Here is a 14,965-nt window from a genome sequence, read left to right on the forward strand (position 1 = left end):
ATAGTTGAGGAAAAGTGATGAAAAGAAGAACCGTAATAACAGTTGGACCTTTACTGGCACTCTTTGGCATGAGCGCTGTTTCCCACAAACTACTGGCCACCGACGCTCCCTTAAAGCCACTGGACAGCTCGCAACCCACCGCCAAAGCCCTCAGTTATGTCGACGATATTGCCGATGCGGATCCGGCCGTCTACGACCAGAGTTCTGGCGCACGGTGTGATAATTGCCTGCATTATCGGGACACAGGGCAAAGTCGCGGGGGGTGCGCCATCTTCCCCGGCTTCAGCGTTGCACCGCAAGGCTGGTGCAAAGGCTGGGTGAAAAAAAGCTGAGTCCGGATTGGAGACCTTGACTTGCTTAACTGGGTTGAGACGACCTGATGAAGCCGGTATTCATCAGGTTTTCCCAGGGTTCTGGCCGACGTGCGGATGCGCAAACCCATAACAAGGCGTCAATTAAATAGTTCGTGGCTTACTCACTCCATCGCCACTCTATCCTTGCACCCCCTTAATCCATCACATAGATTCCGTTGATGACTTTTTGGGTGTTCTTGTCTTCCTTGGCGAGATCCCCGGCACGCATTTTTTGCTCTTGGGTGGCAACAAAGCCGGTCAGTAAGGTCACGCCGTTGTAGGTGTCAATGTTGATTTTGAGACCGTCACCGAGGTCTGCTTTGGATATAGCGGCCTTGATGCGGGTGGTGGCAAGAGTATCGTCCATAGACTGGCCTGCGCTGCGATCAGGATCCCTTTGGTGCAGTTGGTTATCGACTTTCTGCACACCTTCCACAGATTTGGCCAGTTCCGCCAGCTGTGCCGCTTTGGCTGGGTCTTCGACAAAACCGCCCAGCTGCACAACGCCTTTGTGGGTTTCGATATTGACGCCCATGCCGGCCAGGAAATCTTTGCCTACCAACTTGGCCTTAACCTCCGCTTGTATGACGCTGTCATCAACCATGTCTCCGGCGGTTTTGTCGGCCCAGGAAAAGGTTGAAGCGAGCAGGACGGTCAGGAATGCAATCAACTTAAGAGTTGGCATGTGAATCTCCTTATAGGAAAACATGAGGATGGAAGTAGTCGTTAGCTGCACAAAGTTAGAACTGTTTCAAAGTCTAGACGAAATCGGGCTATCCACCAGCTCGGAAACAACGTGTTGGATGTTGCTCGCGCCAACTTCTTGACGGAGCGACGGCTCTGACAGGACTGGATAATGTTACCGCTATCAAGGTTATTACCTGATGGAGATCGAGCGCTGTTAAATCGACCGTCAATTTCGCGCCAGCGTCTATAATTTCTTGCATGGCCGAAAACTAAAGGCCGCATTATCGCTTGGGAAGACTTTGCGCCACTGGCATTTATAACCGCAGGGAATCTCTCTCAATACTGGAACAGTCCCCGGCTCACCATATGTGGTGTAAACGGCCGGTAATATCAGCTAACGGAGCGGCGTCGTCAGTGCATTCAGGGAACTTGGCCTTTATACGGATTGCCTGCCTTATTGCAATATATTGCCTGGCGCCCCAGATGGCGGAGGCCAGAACTTCGGCTGAGGGGTTTTCAGAGTGTCGTGATGGCGAGGCGCTGTTACAGTCGCTGGAGCGAGAGCTGGCCGCGGCCAATGCTCGTCGGGCTCTATTCGGGTCGGTTTACTCCGATCAATTTTCATCAAACCTGACTCTTGTTGAGGTGATTCCTCCGGCTATGGTCGCCGGTGATCCACGGCAGTGGCCCGCCGATATCGATTGTCCTTCCCTGCAGGAAAAATATCAGTCCACGCGGGATGAGTTAACCCGGGTGCGGGAAAAATTACGTCGCCAGCGGGCGGGCTGGTTGGGGCAACCCAAGGCCTTGCTATCAGCGTTGGAAAGCGTTTGGCGCTCCCGTCAGCGCCTGATGACACAGGGTGAAGTGCTGCATACGCTCATTAATACCGACCAGACATCCGAGCTGGGTGACGATACAGCGGAGGCCTTGGAGGCTGTCCGCTCTGCCAGCGATGCGGTGTCGGTTCAGCTTAGCAACCTGCGACGTGGCTTCTTCGGTTTGTTGACCGCGGTTAACCTGGAGGTCACTCCGCGACGGATTGCTGAGCTGCTGACGCTCTGGCGTGGCTCCTATGAGAAAGGCCCCATCGACAGTGAGCCGGCGGACGACATATACAAGGCGTTGCCCGAGACCGTCCGGGACGCGAGTCGGGAATACTTCCGATTGGCCGAGTTGGACATTCTGGTCCAGCGCAATGCCCTCAATGATGTTCGTGCCTGGTTGTGGCAATTTCATGAGAGCGAATTTAACCTGGTGGGAGAGAAAATCGGGCAAGGACTGCTTATCGATGAGGGCAGGGCGTTTCACAATCGACTGCAGTGGCTGGTCAGTGACAGTCACATCAATCGTCATCATCGAGTCAGTGGAGACGGTTCGCGTTTTCGGAGTTGGATTAAGGTTGTCGAATACCTGTTGGGAATACTGGCCTTAGTTCTGTTGGCGGTCTTTGCTCAAAAATTGGCTGCACCGGCAGCCCGACTACAAAGCCGATTTGCACAATCGAGCCGCAAGCGGCGTCTGGCTGCTCAGATCAGTCGAATTACCGCCAGCCTGCCCTTGCTGCTGCCATGGTTCACCGCATTGCTGGGGTTGTGGTTGTTGCAAAAGATCTATGCCCACTACCATCTGCCGCTGCTGATCTCAGTCATTCCTGTGGCGCGGTTGTACATTCTGTACGGGCTACTGTGTCTGGCCGGTGAGTGGTTGTTGCAACGCATTGCCTTGCAGGCGGGAACCTATATCAATGAAGAACAACTGACGCAGGTTCAGCGTTATGCCCGTGGCGCTGCGGCACTGGCAGTGTTGCCGCTGTTGATCAAGGACTTTATTTATCTGGCTGTTGGCCCCTCGAAATTGCTGGACCTTTGGCAGTGGGTGAGCCTGGTGGCTTTTTTGCTGGCAATTGGTTTGTTGTTGCGCAGCCGTCGTCAGGATTTTATTGATGCACTGAAATCGGTATTGCCCTCTCAGTTCGACCGGGGTATTGAAAAATTGCTGGGAGCTCGGCTGTTTCTGCTGGTGGCCCCCATCGCAGCGCCGCCTTTGCTGTTAGCGCTGTTGGGTGGCTTTCTGCATAAAGCTCTGTTTGATTATGATTGGTATCGCAAAGTCTTTGCCCGAAGTTTCAAATTACGGGCCGCCACTGCCGAGGCTGCAGAACCCGAGGTCGCGTCCGACAGTGCCGCTATGGCTGAGTACGAGCGCTGGTTTCGGGCTGACCATAATGACGAGCTTCCGTTCATTGATTCTGGCCTGTGCACCAAGGTACGCAAGAGCCTGGATTTGTGGCTGGAGGACAAGGCCTCTGAAAATTCACAATTGTTGAGCGGTGCTCGCGGCGCCGGAAAAACCTGTGTTCTGCATCGCCTGCAGGAAGAAATGGAGCAAGAACATCCGGAACTCGTGGTGCGCTTTGTTGAGGTGCCGGCAAAAACAATTACGGCCGCAGGCACACTGAGTCTTTTGGGGGAGGCGTTAAACGCTAATCTCGAAGAGGGCCCGTCGGCGCTGGTTCGCAGTGATGCCGAGCGGCAGCCGACGCTGATGATTCTGGATAATGCGCAGAACTTGTTTCTGCGTCGAGTGGGGGGGCTTAGCGCTTGGGAAACGCTATTGGGGATGACCAACGCCCGGGTTGAAAATGTCTTTTGGCTGATTGTTATCAACAATCAGAGCTGGGCCTATTTGAGTAATGTTTACGGCAAGGACTATCAGTTTCGCCATATCACCGTTGCCCGTCCCTGGTCGCAGAACGAAGTGCGATCACTGATATTGTCACGCAACCACCTTAGCGGCTTCAAAATCCGTTATGACGATATTCTGCTCGCGACTCGAGGGCCGGAAGCGGGCAGTATCCGCAACGCCGAACAGTTATATTTCAGCCTGCTTTGGGATGCCTGCCTGGGTAATCCGATGCTGGCCCTGAAGTTGTGGATGACGTCGATACATCTGACCGGTAATACCGCGGTGGTGGGGTTGCCAGAGGAGGAGTCGGGGGCATGGCTGGAGCAATTGAGTAACGATCTTCACTTTGTCTACGCGGCCATCATCATCCACGAGAATATGACCAGCGACGAATTGGTGGAGTCCACGGCGTTGCCGGAGCGGGTGGTGCGTACTGCGTTGAAAACTGCTTTTGATGCCGGTTTCATTCAGCGTTCCGAGAAGCGTCGCTATCGCATCGTTCCCCTCTGGTATCCCACGATCATGAAGCTTTTGTCGAGGAAAAATCTGTTGCATGAATGAAGACAATTTTGCCGATGAGCTGACAGCCTTTGTCGAGATGTTTAATACCGGAACGCTGATCCTGTTGGTTGCCAGTATTCTTGTTTTGTGGCTGATTAACTGGTGTATCCGCTACTTCATGGAACGTATTATGATGCGTTTCCCAACGCGTCGCTTTTTCATTATGCAGCTTTCCACGCTGATGAGTTTTACCCTGTATATCGTCGGTGGGGTGGTGTTGGTAGTGGGAGTGTTGCGCCCCCCCCAGGAGTTTATGATCGCCGTTGGTGGCTCCGCTGCGGTGGCCTTTGGCTTCGCCCTGAAAGATGTGGCAGCTTCGCTGGTCTCGGGGCTGATCCTGTTGTTTGATCGTCCTTTTCAGGTGGGAGATCGGGTTTCGTTTGAAAATGTGTACGGGGAAATCATGGCCATTACGCTGCGAACCGTGCGCTTAAGAACCCTGGACGACAACATCGTGACGATTCCCAACTCACGTTTCATTACCGATGTGGTGGCTTCCGGCAATCTGGGGGCCATGGACATGATGGTGGTGACGGAGTTTCACCTCGCCCTTGATGCGGATATCCAGGAGGCCGAGGATATTGTCCGGCAGGTCATTGTCACCAGCCGTTATGCCTACTTGAAGAAGCCGGTGACGTTCTCAATTGAAGAGGTGCAGGTGGCCGAACGCTTGTCGATTCGTCTGCGCGCCAAAGCTTACGTGCTGGACGTTAATTACGAAAAAGCGTTCCAGAGCGATATTACCCGCCGGGCCTCGAGCCTGTTTCGGGAACGGGGCATATTACGGCCACTGCGGTGACTGGCCCCCTGCAGAGAGGTGCTGATGAACTGGCCGATGGATTGCGCCGGACTCTTGAATAACCCTCCTCGATATTGTCCTTGGCTTCTTCCCCCCTCAAATTGTTAACCGACATACATTTAGACGGAGCAGGGTGGCGAAAAATGCCCGGCGGCGGTAAGCTGGCCCTGCACGATCTGGGGTGTTCGAACAATAGGTATGAAACCGGGTCCAGGCGGCGTCAGTCCGCCAGGCCATTAATACTATCTAGCCGCTGATTAGTTACAGCGAAATGACGAGGTTTGTGAAAAGTTTGTATGTCTGACTTGATCTATTGCCGGGATGAAAACCCGGAGTCTGCGGGGACTCCTTTAATACTGGTACACGGCTTGTTTGGTGCCTCCGAAAATCTGATGGGCATTGCGAGAGCGTTCGACAACCGTCCGGTCAGTTTGGTGGATTTGCGCAATCACGGTCGCTCCTTCCACGCCGATACCATGTCGCAAACCGAGATGGCGCAGGATCTGATCCGGCTATTGGACGCCAAAGGCTGGCACAAAGTCGACCTGCTTGGACACTCTCTGGGTGGCAAGGTCGGGCTGCAGTTATCGCAACTGGCTCCGGAGCGCCTTAACCGACTGGTGGTGGCCGATATTGCCCCGGTGGATTACCAACCCCACCATCAGCTGATCCTGGAGGGGCTGGATGCCGTCGATACGGCAACCGTGAAAAGCCGTGCGGAAGCCGACCAGGTGATGAGTGAATACATCGAAGAACCCGGTGTACGCAGCTTTCTGTTGATGAATCTGGTGCGCTCCCCTCAAGGAGGCTATCAATGGCGCTGTAACCTGGACGCCCTGAAAAAAAATTATGCCGATATTCGCTGTGCACCGGTGTTTGTGCAGGCGTTTGAAGGACCTTGTTTGTACATACGTGGCGGTAATTCCGAGTATGTCCAGGACACTTACCAGGCGGCCATTGATCGCTTCACTCCGGGGGCAGAAATACAGACCCTGACCGGTTGCGGCCACTGGCTGCACGCGGAAAAGCCGGCTGATTTTAATCGCACAGCCAAGGCATTTCTGAGTTAGCAAGGCATCGCTCGTCGTGATCTGCGGTTGGCGTATCTAGAAAAAGCCGGAACAGGGCCAAAAAACGGGAGCAGGGCCGGCTCCCGTTGTGTGTTAAACAATTGTCGGGCTGTTGAGTTATTCCTGGCCGTAGTGGGTCTGAAACTCGACTTGCTTGCCTGACAGTTTTTGTTTCAACTCCCAGGCAATCAGGTAATTGATCGGCACCATCAACAGCGTGACGAAGGTTGCGAAAAGAATCCCAAAAGCCAGTGACACGGCCATGGGAATCAGGAACTGCGCTTGGGTACTCTGTTCAAACAGCAGCGGCATCAATCCCATAAAGGTGGTCATGGAGGTAAGCATAACGGGTCGAAAGCGAGCCGCGCCAGCGGTTTGAATAGCCTGCAGAGGCTGAATGCCTTTATGCCGTTGCTGATTGATGTAATCCACCAGCACCAGGCTGTCGTTTACCAGTACCCCCACCAGAGCCAGAATTCCGAGAATACTGAAAATGGTCAGGTCAATGCCCATCAGCCAGTGACCGGCAAACGCCCCGATGGTGCCAAACGGGATCACCGACATGACAATCAACGGCTGCCAATAAGATTTGAAGGGAATGGCCAGCAGACTGTAGATGGCGAATAGCACAAACAACAGGCCATAGGTCAGGCTGCGGAAAGAATCCGCCTGCTCCCGTGCCTCACCTTCCAGCGAGTAAGAGACGCCTGGGTACTGGTGCAGAACGTCGTCTAGATACAGGCGTAAATCGGCGTTGATCACCGTCATGTTCGCAACGCCCTTGTCGATATCGGCCACCACGCTCAAGGTGCGCTTCAGGTCGTTGCGATAGATGGTAGTCGGGCTGGTCCCAGGTACCAGCTCGACAATTTGGGCAACTGGAATGCTGCGGCCATCGCTGGTGACAATACGGAAGTCCTGCAGGTTGGCAATGGCTTCGCGTTCGGCCAGAGGGAAGCGAACCATCACCCGGACATCGTCCCGGCCGCGCTGGATTCGCTGGGCCTCGTAGCCATAAAATGCCTCACGCACCTGACGGATGACATCGGACTCGGTGAGGCCCAGTGCGTAGGCATGGGGTTTTAATTGAATCTGCAACTCCTGTTTGCCGGCGGCCAAACTGTCAGTGATGTCAAAGACACCTTCGTGTTTGGTTAATCGCTGTTTTACCAGTTCAGAAACCTGCTGCAAATCCTCGCCGTTGTTGCCGCTCAGCTGAACTTCGACCGGATTGCCTATGTGCATCAACTCCGAGCGGAAGGTGATTTCCTCGGCTCCCGGAATTTCTCCAATCAGAGTGCGCCAGGCACCGACAATTTCCCGATTTGAGGTTTGCAGATGTCGTTCTTCCGGCGGAACGATTTCCAGTCGTACACGGCCGGTGCCGGTGCCGCGTTGACCTCTTCCGGCGTTACCGGTGGACGACAAAATGTTCATGACAATCGAGTCACCACTGTCGGGGTCACGGTACTGGTTTTGAATGGCCATGGCGGCCTCGGTGATGCGTTCAATGTGCTGGTCCGTGACATCAAACGGGGTGCCAGTGGGCATGACCAGTGACACAGTGATGGTCTCGGATTCCACCCGCGGGAAAAACACAAAGCGAGACCAGCCGCTGGCGATCAGGGACACAATGACCAGCAGAATACCGATAAACACCGACAGGGTGGCGTAGCGGTTTTTCAGGCAGTGGGTGAGCAGTGGCCGATAGTAGCGCAGGATCATCGCTTCGAAGCCGTTGGCAAAGTTTTGCTGCCAGCGACTGAGGCGACCGCTTGAGCGTTTTTTTCCGACTGACAAAAATTTCAGGTGTGCCGGCAGCACAAATTTGGATTCAATCAGGGAAAACAGCAAAATTGGGATAATGACCACAGCGATATTTTGAAACAACACTCCCCTGGGGCCTTCAATCATGGCCATGGGGATAAACGCCGCGACGGTGGTCAGTACCCCGAAGGTGACCGGTGCGGCCACTTCCTGGGTGCCCACAATCGCGGCGTATTCCCCGTCTTCGGCATTTTGCAGATGCCGGTAGACGTTTTCTCCGGTGACAATGGCGTCATCCACCACAATGCCCAGCACCAGGATAAAGCCGAACAGGCTCATTTGATTGAGGGTAATGCCAAAGAAGGGCATGACGATAAAAGCCCCCATGAAACTGACCGGGATCCCGATAAAGACCCACAGCGCTACGGAGGGTCGCAGGAACAGGGTCAGTAACGCCAACACCAGAATACCGCCCTGAAGTGCGCTGGTGCCGAGGGTTTCCAGGCGGCTTTTGACAATCTTGGATTTATCTCGCCAGGTAGAGACTTCCAGCCCGTTTGGCAGTTGGTCCTGCTGATCGGCAACGTACTGCTTGACCTTGGTGGCGACATCGATGGCGCTTTGGCTGCCGACGCGAAACACTTCGATCATGGCCGCTGGACGACCATTGAAACGGCTGCGCATGGGGTCTTCGGTAAAGGCGTCTTTTACTGTGGCAATGTCACCGACACGCACAATGCTGCCATCGGGGTTGGTGGCCACCACGATATTTTCAAACTGGGGGCGATTGTAAGCCTGTCCTTTAAGGCGGATAAGGACTTCACCGCCGGAGGTTTTGACATTGCCGGCAGACAGATCGAGCGAGCTGTTGTTGACGGCATTGGCCACGTCGGACAGTTGCAAGCTGTATTGGCGCAAGCGATCCTGAGGCACTTCAATGGCAATTTCATAATCGCGTACATCGTCAAGCTCCACCTGGGTAATCCCCGGGATCTGCAACAAATCATCGCGTACCCGTTCGGCCTGCAGGCGGATTTCCTTTTCGGTGAGATTGCCGGCAACCGCCACACTGATCACATCACGGGTCCAGATATCCAGGCTGATGACCGGTTTTTCGGCTTCAGAGGGGAACGTGTTAATGGCATCCACGCGGGTTTTGACATCGTTCAGCAGTTCGCGAGGGTCGTAGCCACTGTCGACTTCAATATCGACAGAGGCCCCGCCTTCGCTGGAGCGGCTGCTGATTTTTTTGATGCCTTCCAGATCCTGGACGGCTTCTTCCACCCGAATGGCGACTGACTGTTCGGCTTCTTCCGGGGTCGAGCCTCGCAGAGAGACATCCACGGCAATTCGGTCGCTGCCCATCGTGGGAAAGATTTCCAGCGGAATCCGGGTTTGCAATGAAAACAGACCCATAAACAGCAGCAGCACCATCAACAGGTTGGCCGCCACATGGTTGCGGGTAAACCAGGCAATCATGGCTGCTCTCCTGCGGCATTATGTTGCGAGTTGCCATTCGCTGCCTGCAGGGTGGGGGAGACGTCACTGGTGTCGGACTCTGGCTTCTGCTGCATTACCGAGACCAGGGTTCCACTGGTGACTTGACCCAGCGGCGAAACGATGACTTCACTGCCGGGAGTTAACCCCTGGCTGATGACGGCTTGTTCGGACGTTTGGAAGCTCAAAGCAACGTTGCGACGTTGCAAGGCGCCATTTTCAATGACGTATAAATAACTGCCTTGATAGACGCTGCTGGCGGGAACCACCAGGGCATTTTTTACGGTTTTTCCATCAATACGGGCGGTGACGTATTGACCGATTTTGAGCGGGGTCTTGTCGCTCTGTGCCACCGCAAACGGATCTTGAATCTGGGCCACTACATACAATTGATGGCTGTTTTCATCGATGGCGGCTTCAGTGCGAACAATTTTCCCCTGCCATTGCTGATGTTCTCCCAAATCACTTTCAATCATGACATCGGGATACTCTTCGGGGGATACCGCGAGACCGCGATAGTTTTCCGGTAAATTGATCATGGCCAACTCGCTGTTTTTCAGCGGTAGGCGAATTTCAACGACGTCAGTGGCAAAAATTTCAGCCAGCTGAGAATTGCTGTTCACAAATTGCCCCAGATCGACCATCGCCGATTTTACCCGGCCGTTGTAGGGGGCGCGAATACGAGTTCGTTCGAGGTCAAGCTGGGCCTTTTCAAAATTGGCCTGAGCGGAAAAAAGCTGGGCTTGTGCCGCGGCCAGCTGGGGCTTACGCAGGACAAGATCGGAAGCGGGCTCGCCGTCGCCCAGACGTTGCCAGTCTTTTTGTGCCTGATGGGAGCGGGCCTTTTCTTCTTCCAGGCTTAACTGCGCCTGCAGCAGTTCAGATTTGGCCACTTTGGCGGCAGCCTGATAGTCGCGATCATCTATCTGAACCAGGACATCCCCTTTGTTGAAAAAGCCACCGTCGCGAAATATCGGGTTGACTTCAATAATGACGCCATTGACCTGAGAGACTAATAAGCTCTGTGTTCTGGGTTGGACGCTACCAAAACTGGACAGTTTGAATTGAAATTCAGTCGGTTGAACGACCTGGCTGTTCACTTTGATCAACGGCTTGGCGGGGGCTGTGTGTCGCTTGGGGCTGGGACCGTTGTTGGCAATAACGATAGCGAGTAATAGAAAGCCCCCAAGTACGGCGGCAGCGGTTAACAGTTGTTTGCGTTTGACTTCCATTGACTCAGGTCTCATCGATAATCGCCGCCAAGGGCTAAAAACAGGCTGATGCGGTTTTGCAGCAGTTGATTGCGTATGCTGACGTAAGTGTTCTGCGCGTTGAAGGCCCGGCGCTGGGCTTCCAGCACCGAAGTGTAGTCCTGTAAGCCTTGTCGATACTCTTCAAACGCTAATTCTTCGGCGGCCTCAGCCAGTTCCTTGGCGCTGCGCACTTGCTGCAGCTGAGCTTTGAGAGAGGACTCATTGGTAATGGCCTGTTCTACTTCACTGAAAGCCGTGTGCAGTGTTTTTAGATATTGTTGTTCCTTTTGTTGGACGATGGCGAGCTGCTGTTGTTCCTGAGCTTTTAAACGACCGCCGGCAAACAGTGGCTGGCTCAAATTGCCTAACAGATTCCAGGCGAGGGAAGCCGGATCAAACAGCTGGTCGAACTCATCGCTGGAATCCCCCACGCTGCCAGTCAGTCGAAAGGAGGGGAAGCGCGCCTTGTGTGCAGCGGCGAGGTCTTTATCACTGGCTAGCAGTTCCAGAAAACTGGCTTGCAGGTCATAGCGGTGACGTACGGTTTGGGCGTTAAGCGCCTCGGTATCCAGCGCGGTCAAGGGGGGCAGTTGCCATGAGTAATTGGCAAGGTCAGGCAGTGCTCCCGAGGGGTACTGCCCGGACAACAACTGCAATTGACGGATGGCGTCGATTTCAATGGCTTGTTGCAGCAGCAGGTTGCTGCGCTCGCCGGCCAGGTCCGTGCGTGCCAAATACACATCAAGAGCGGCGTTAATCCCCTGTCGGTAGCCACTCTGGATAACGTCGAGGTTGGTGCTCAGATTGTCGACCCGCTCCTGAAACAACTTGGTGAGCAGGTGTTGTGTGGTGACGTTGTACCAGGCTCTGGCCACTTGTGCCGCGATGGACAGGCGTGAGCTGTCGAACAGGGCCTGTTCGGCTTGCCAGCGATAATCGGCGGCGTCCAGGCTATCGCCCAATTTCCCCCAAAGGTCGACTTCCCAGGCGATGTCCACGCCGGCCTGAAAGTTGTTGCGGTATTGGGAGGCGTTGGAGGAAGTATTGGCATCGGTCGTACCTGCCGTGCGATTGTTTTTCTGGCGCTGACCGTTCAGTCCCAGATCCATCGATGGCCACAACGGGGCTCCGGCAATGCGGCGCTGTTGCTGGGCGGCTTCCACTCTGGCTTTGGCTTCCAGCAAGTCAAAGTTGTTGCCGATGGCGTTGTCGACCCAGCGAGTCAGCAAGGGGTCCTGAAAGCTCTCAACCCACCGGGTTGGGGGGGCTAACTCGTCGGCTGAGAGCTTATTGACCAGCGCAGCATCTGCAGTGGACTCTTGCTTGACGGAATTGAGTGGCTCGGTGGCGTCGGGCTGTTCAGCTGGAGGCAGAAATTCAAAAGGCGCTTGCTGTTGCGTCTCTGTGGTGATCGCGACGGTTGAACAGCCTGACAACAGCAGAAAGCTGATGATTGACGCTCTCTTAATCAACTCCCTCTGGAGCGCAAATGGGAACAGCGAAGGTACAGTATTCACAAATCAATGGTCGTCACAGTTAATGAATGAGATCAAGACTTCTGGCTCAGGTAAAAATAACCTGGTCAGACCGAACAATATTAATGACGAAAGAGGTTACTGTTTTTTGATCGAGAAGTCTTGCGTGGCCACGGGCATTTACAATGGTTAACGTTTGTAACGAATTTGTCGCAAAAGGTGTCAGTTTTAGGATGAATCGGTTACGTCTATCCCGTTGATTCAGGAATTGGCATACGATTTTACTGTTACCTTGAGCCGTTTTTTGGGAAAATAGCCGACCATTTTAGTCAGGTTTGCGCTGGCTTAAATAACGTCTCTACAAAAGACGGTCAAATCATTATTAAGGTTGTATCGCTATGTCCCGCCCCCTTGCCAAACCTATAGAGGCTTCCCCTCTGTTCGGATACCCCAAATACTGGGCCGAATGCTATGGCACGGCGCCATATTTACCCATGAGTCGACAAGAAATGGACGACCTTGGCTGGGACAGCTGCGATATTATCATCGTTTGCGGTGACGCCTATGTAGACCACCCCAGTTTTGGGATGGCGGTGATGGGACGTTTCCTGGAGGCACAGGGCTTTCGGGTGGGGATCATTGCCCAGCCGGATTGGCGCAGTGCGGAGGCCTTTAAAGCCCTCGGTAAGCCAAACCTCTTTTTTGGCGTGTCCGCGGGTAACATGGATTCCATGATTAACCGCTATACCGCTGATTTGAAGGTGCGCAACGACGACGCCTATACCCCGGACGGAGCGCCGGGCAAACGGCCGGACAGGGCGGTGACGGTTTACAGCCAGCGCTGTAAAGAAGCTTATAAAGATGTACCTATTGTCTTAGGCGGTATTGAAGCCAGTTTGCGCCGAATTGCCCAGTACGATTACTGGAGCGATGAAGTGCGCCGCTCGGTGCTGATCGACGCCACGGGGGATATCCTGCTTTACGGCAATGCCGAGCGCGCCATTGCCGAAGTGGCTCATGAATTGGCACTGGGCAAATCGATCAACGACCTTAAGGATATCCGCGGTACTGCGGTCATGCGCAGCACGGTGCCGTCCGGTTGGACCGAAATCGATTCTACCCGTATTGATTGGCCGCAACATGTGGATGAGATTTCCAACCCTTACGAATTTGATTCGAAAGAGGACGGCTCCTGTGCGAAGAAGGATGAGCTGGACGAGGCGGAAGAGCAGCCGGTGCGCATTATTCCCATGCCACTGCAGGGAAAAAGCGTTTGGGATATGGAAAATACCTATATCCGCTTGCCGTCGTTTGAAAAGGTGAGTAAAGACGCGATCCTGTATTCCCACGCCTCCCGAGTGTTGCATCAGGAGTCTAACCCCCACAACGCCCGGGTGCTGGTGCAAAAGCACGGCAATCGTGAGCTGTGGGTGAACCCGCCACCGATCCCTCTGGAAACGGAAGAAATGGATGGCGTGTTTGCGCTGCCGTATCAGCGTCGTCCGCACCCGAGCTATGGCGAAGCGAAAATTCCCGCCTACGACATGATCAAAACCTCCGTCAATATTATGCGCGGTTGTTTTGGCGGGTGTACATTTTGTTCGATCACCGAGCACGAGGGGCGGGTGATTCAGAGCCGTTCGCAAGAGTCGGTTCTCAAGGAAATTGAAGCCATTACGGAAACGGTTCCGGGCTTTACCGGCACCATTTCGGATTTGGGCGGGCCCACCGCCAATATGTATCACCTCAACTGTAAGGATCCGGTCATTCATGCCAACTGCCGGAGACTGTCCTGTGTGTTTCCCACCATTTGTAAAAATTTGGTGACGGACCACAGCCAGACCACGCAGCTGTATCGAAAAGCCCGCCAAATCAAGGGCGTTAAGCGGGTGGCGATCGCGTCCGGCCTGCGTTACGACCTGGCGGTCCGGGATCCGGAATACGTCAAGGAGTTGGTGACTCACCACGTCGGCGGCTACCTGAAAATTGCCCCGGAACACAGTGAGATGGGCACCTTGAACAAGATGATGAAGCCGGGTATGGACACCTATTATGACTTCAAGCGCATGTTCGACAAATACTCAAAAGAAGCCGGAAAAGAGCAATATTTGATCCCGTATTTCATTGCCGCACACCCGGGCTGTGAAGATGAGGACATGCTGAACTTGTCCTTGTGGTTGAAGAAAAACAAATTCCGCGTGGATCAGGTACAGACGTTCTATCCCTCGCCAATGTCTCTGGCAACGGCCATGTACCATTCTGAGCGGGACCCCTTGCACAAGCTCAGCTACAAGAGCAAGAAGATCTATATTCCACGCAAGCTGGAGCAGCGTCGCACGCAAAAGGCCTTTTTGCGCTATCACGACCCCAAGAACTGGGCGTTTCTGCGCAAAGCGCTGCTGGACATGAACCGCAAAGACCTGATTGGGGATGGCGCCAACCACCTGGTGCCTTGGGAAGACCGGGTGCCGGGGCGTAAAGGCAATAATTATAAGGGATATAACAAAGCCATTGGCTCTCAGGGGCGCAGTGCCTCGGACGGGCAGGAGCGTCAGGCTGGCGGCGGTAAAACCCTTCGCTCCACGGACAGTCGCCGTCCCAAGACGGATGGCGTGTCGGCCAAGACTCATCAAACGACAACGCTTCGCAAGCCAAAAGGTCAGGGGGGCCGCGGAGCCAAGGGCCGCCGTCGCTAGCGCACCAGCGTTTTGAATCAGAGATAAAGAATCTGAGCCTTTCATGGTTAAGGGCCCAGATTCTTTAAGATTACAGGCTCGTGTACGGGTCCTTTTCCGATCCATTCTTAACTATCAGC

At 54.2% G+C, this 14,965-nt stretch carries 9 protein-coding genes; 5 read left to right on the forward strand and 4 right to left on the reverse strand.

Translation table 11 applies throughout. From position 1 onward, the window contains the following. The first annotated feature begins 17 nt into the window (after positions 1–17). Positions 18–332 (forward strand): high-potential iron-sulfur protein, encoded by a 315-nt coding sequence (locus tag G8770_RS22290; protein ID WP_167192147.1) that lies wholly within the window; start codon positions 18–20, stop codon positions 330–332. A gap of 175 nt (positions 333–507) precedes the next feature. Here G8770_RS22290 and G8770_RS22295 read toward each other — a convergent pair whose 3' ends face one another. Next, positions 508–1,038: a BON domain-containing protein gene (locus tag G8770_RS22295; RefSeq protein ID WP_167192149.1), complete on the reverse strand. Its 531-nt coding sequence runs from the start codon at positions 1,036–1,038 to the stop codon at positions 508–510. A 485-nt stretch (positions 1,039–1,523) separates the two neighbouring features. Here G8770_RS22295 and G8770_RS22300 point away from each other — a divergent pair, with 485 nt between their 5' ends. The 3 genes from G8770_RS22300 (at position 1,524) to G8770_RS22310 (ending at position 6,158) form a co-directional block, all read left to right on the forward strand. Then, positions 1,524–4,289, forward strand: a complete 2,766-nt coding sequence (locus G8770_RS22300; protein WP_167192151.1) for an ATP-binding protein — start codon at positions 1,524–1,526, stop codon at positions 4,287–4,289. Further along, positions 4,282–5,088, forward strand: coding sequence for a mechanosensitive ion channel family protein (locus tag G8770_RS22305; RefSeq protein ID WP_167192153.1), 807 nt, complete (start codon positions 4,282–4,284; stop codon positions 5,086–5,088). Before G8770_RS22300 ends, G8770_RS22305 begins: the two co-directional genes overlap by 8 nt. A 296-nt stretch (positions 5,089–5,384) precedes the next feature. Continuing rightward, on the forward strand, positions 5,385–6,158 hold the full coding sequence (locus tag G8770_RS22310) for an alpha/beta fold hydrolase (protein WP_167192155.1): 774 nt from the start codon (positions 5,385–5,387) through the stop codon (positions 6,156–6,158). A 117-nt stretch (positions 6,159–6,275) separates the two neighbouring features. Here G8770_RS22310 and G8770_RS22315 read toward each other — a convergent pair whose 3' ends face one another. From G8770_RS22315 to G8770_RS22325, 3 genes are read right to left on the reverse strand one after another with little or no spacing between them, the layout of a single operon-like run. Beyond that, positions 6,276–9,404 (reverse strand): efflux RND transporter permease subunit, encoded by a 3,129-nt coding sequence (locus G8770_RS22315; protein WP_167192157.1) that lies wholly within the window; start codon positions 9,402–9,404, stop codon positions 6,276–6,278. After that, positions 9,401–10,669 carry an efflux RND transporter periplasmic adaptor subunit gene (locus tag G8770_RS22320; protein WP_243760635.1) on the reverse strand — a complete coding sequence of 423 codons (1,269 nt, stop codon included), beginning with the start codon at positions 10,667–10,669 and terminating at the stop codon, positions 9,401–9,403. The genes G8770_RS22315 and G8770_RS22320 overlap by 4 nt, the downstream gene beginning before the upstream one ends. After that, positions 10,666–12,192, reverse strand: coding sequence for an efflux transporter outer membrane subunit (locus G8770_RS22325; RefSeq protein ID WP_167192159.1), 1,527 nt, complete (start codon positions 12,190–12,192; stop codon positions 10,666–10,668). The genes G8770_RS22320 and G8770_RS22325 overlap by 4 nt, the downstream gene beginning before the upstream one ends. Positions 12,193–12,548: 356 nt before the next feature. Here G8770_RS22325 and G8770_RS22330 point away from each other — a divergent pair, with 356 nt between their 5' ends. Then, positions 12,549–14,846 (forward strand): YgiQ family radical SAM protein, encoded by a 2,298-nt coding sequence (locus G8770_RS22330; RefSeq protein ID WP_167192161.1) that lies wholly within the window; start codon positions 12,549–12,551, stop codon positions 14,844–14,846. Positions 14,847–14,965 lie beyond the last annotated feature (119 nt).

The organism is Pseudomaricurvus hydrocarbonicus, assembly GCF_011602365.1.
GTDB classification, from domain to species: domain Bacteria; phylum Pseudomonadota; class Gammaproteobacteria; order Pseudomonadales; family Cellvibrionaceae; genus Pseudomaricurvus; species Pseudomaricurvus hydrocarbonicus.

Bases quoted from the DNA above. Each gene is read 5' to 3' on its own strand.
- G8770_RS22300 (WP_167192151.1), top strand. From the start codon at position 1,524: ATGGCGGAGGCCAGAACTTCGGCTGAGGGGTTTTCAGAGTGTCGTGAT.
- G8770_RS22330 (WP_167192161.1), top strand. From the start codon at position 12,549: ATGTCCCGCCCCCTTGCCAAACCTATAGAGGCTTCCCCTCTGTTCGGA.
- G8770_RS22320 (WP_243760635.1), bottom strand. From the start codon at position 10,669: ATGAGACCTGAGTCAATGGAAGTCAAACGCAAACAACTGTTAACCGCT.
- G8770_RS22310 (WP_167192155.1), top strand. From the start codon at position 5,385: ATGTCTGACTTGATCTATTGCCGGGATGAAAACCCGGAGTCTGCGGGG.
- G8770_RS22290 (WP_167192147.1), top strand. From the start codon at position 18: ATGAAAAGAAGAACCGTAATAACAGTTGGACCTTTACTGGCACTCTTT.
- G8770_RS22305 (WP_167192153.1), top strand. From the start codon at position 4,282: ATGAATGAAGACAATTTTGCCGATGAGCTGACAGCCTTTGTCGAGATG.
- G8770_RS22295 (WP_167192149.1), bottom strand. From the start codon at position 1,038: ATGCCAACTCTTAAGTTGATTGCATTCCTGACCGTCCTGCTCGCTTCA.
- G8770_RS22315 (WP_167192157.1), bottom strand. From the start codon at position 9,404: ATGATTGCCTGGTTTACCCGCAACCATGTGGCGGCCAACCTGTTGATG.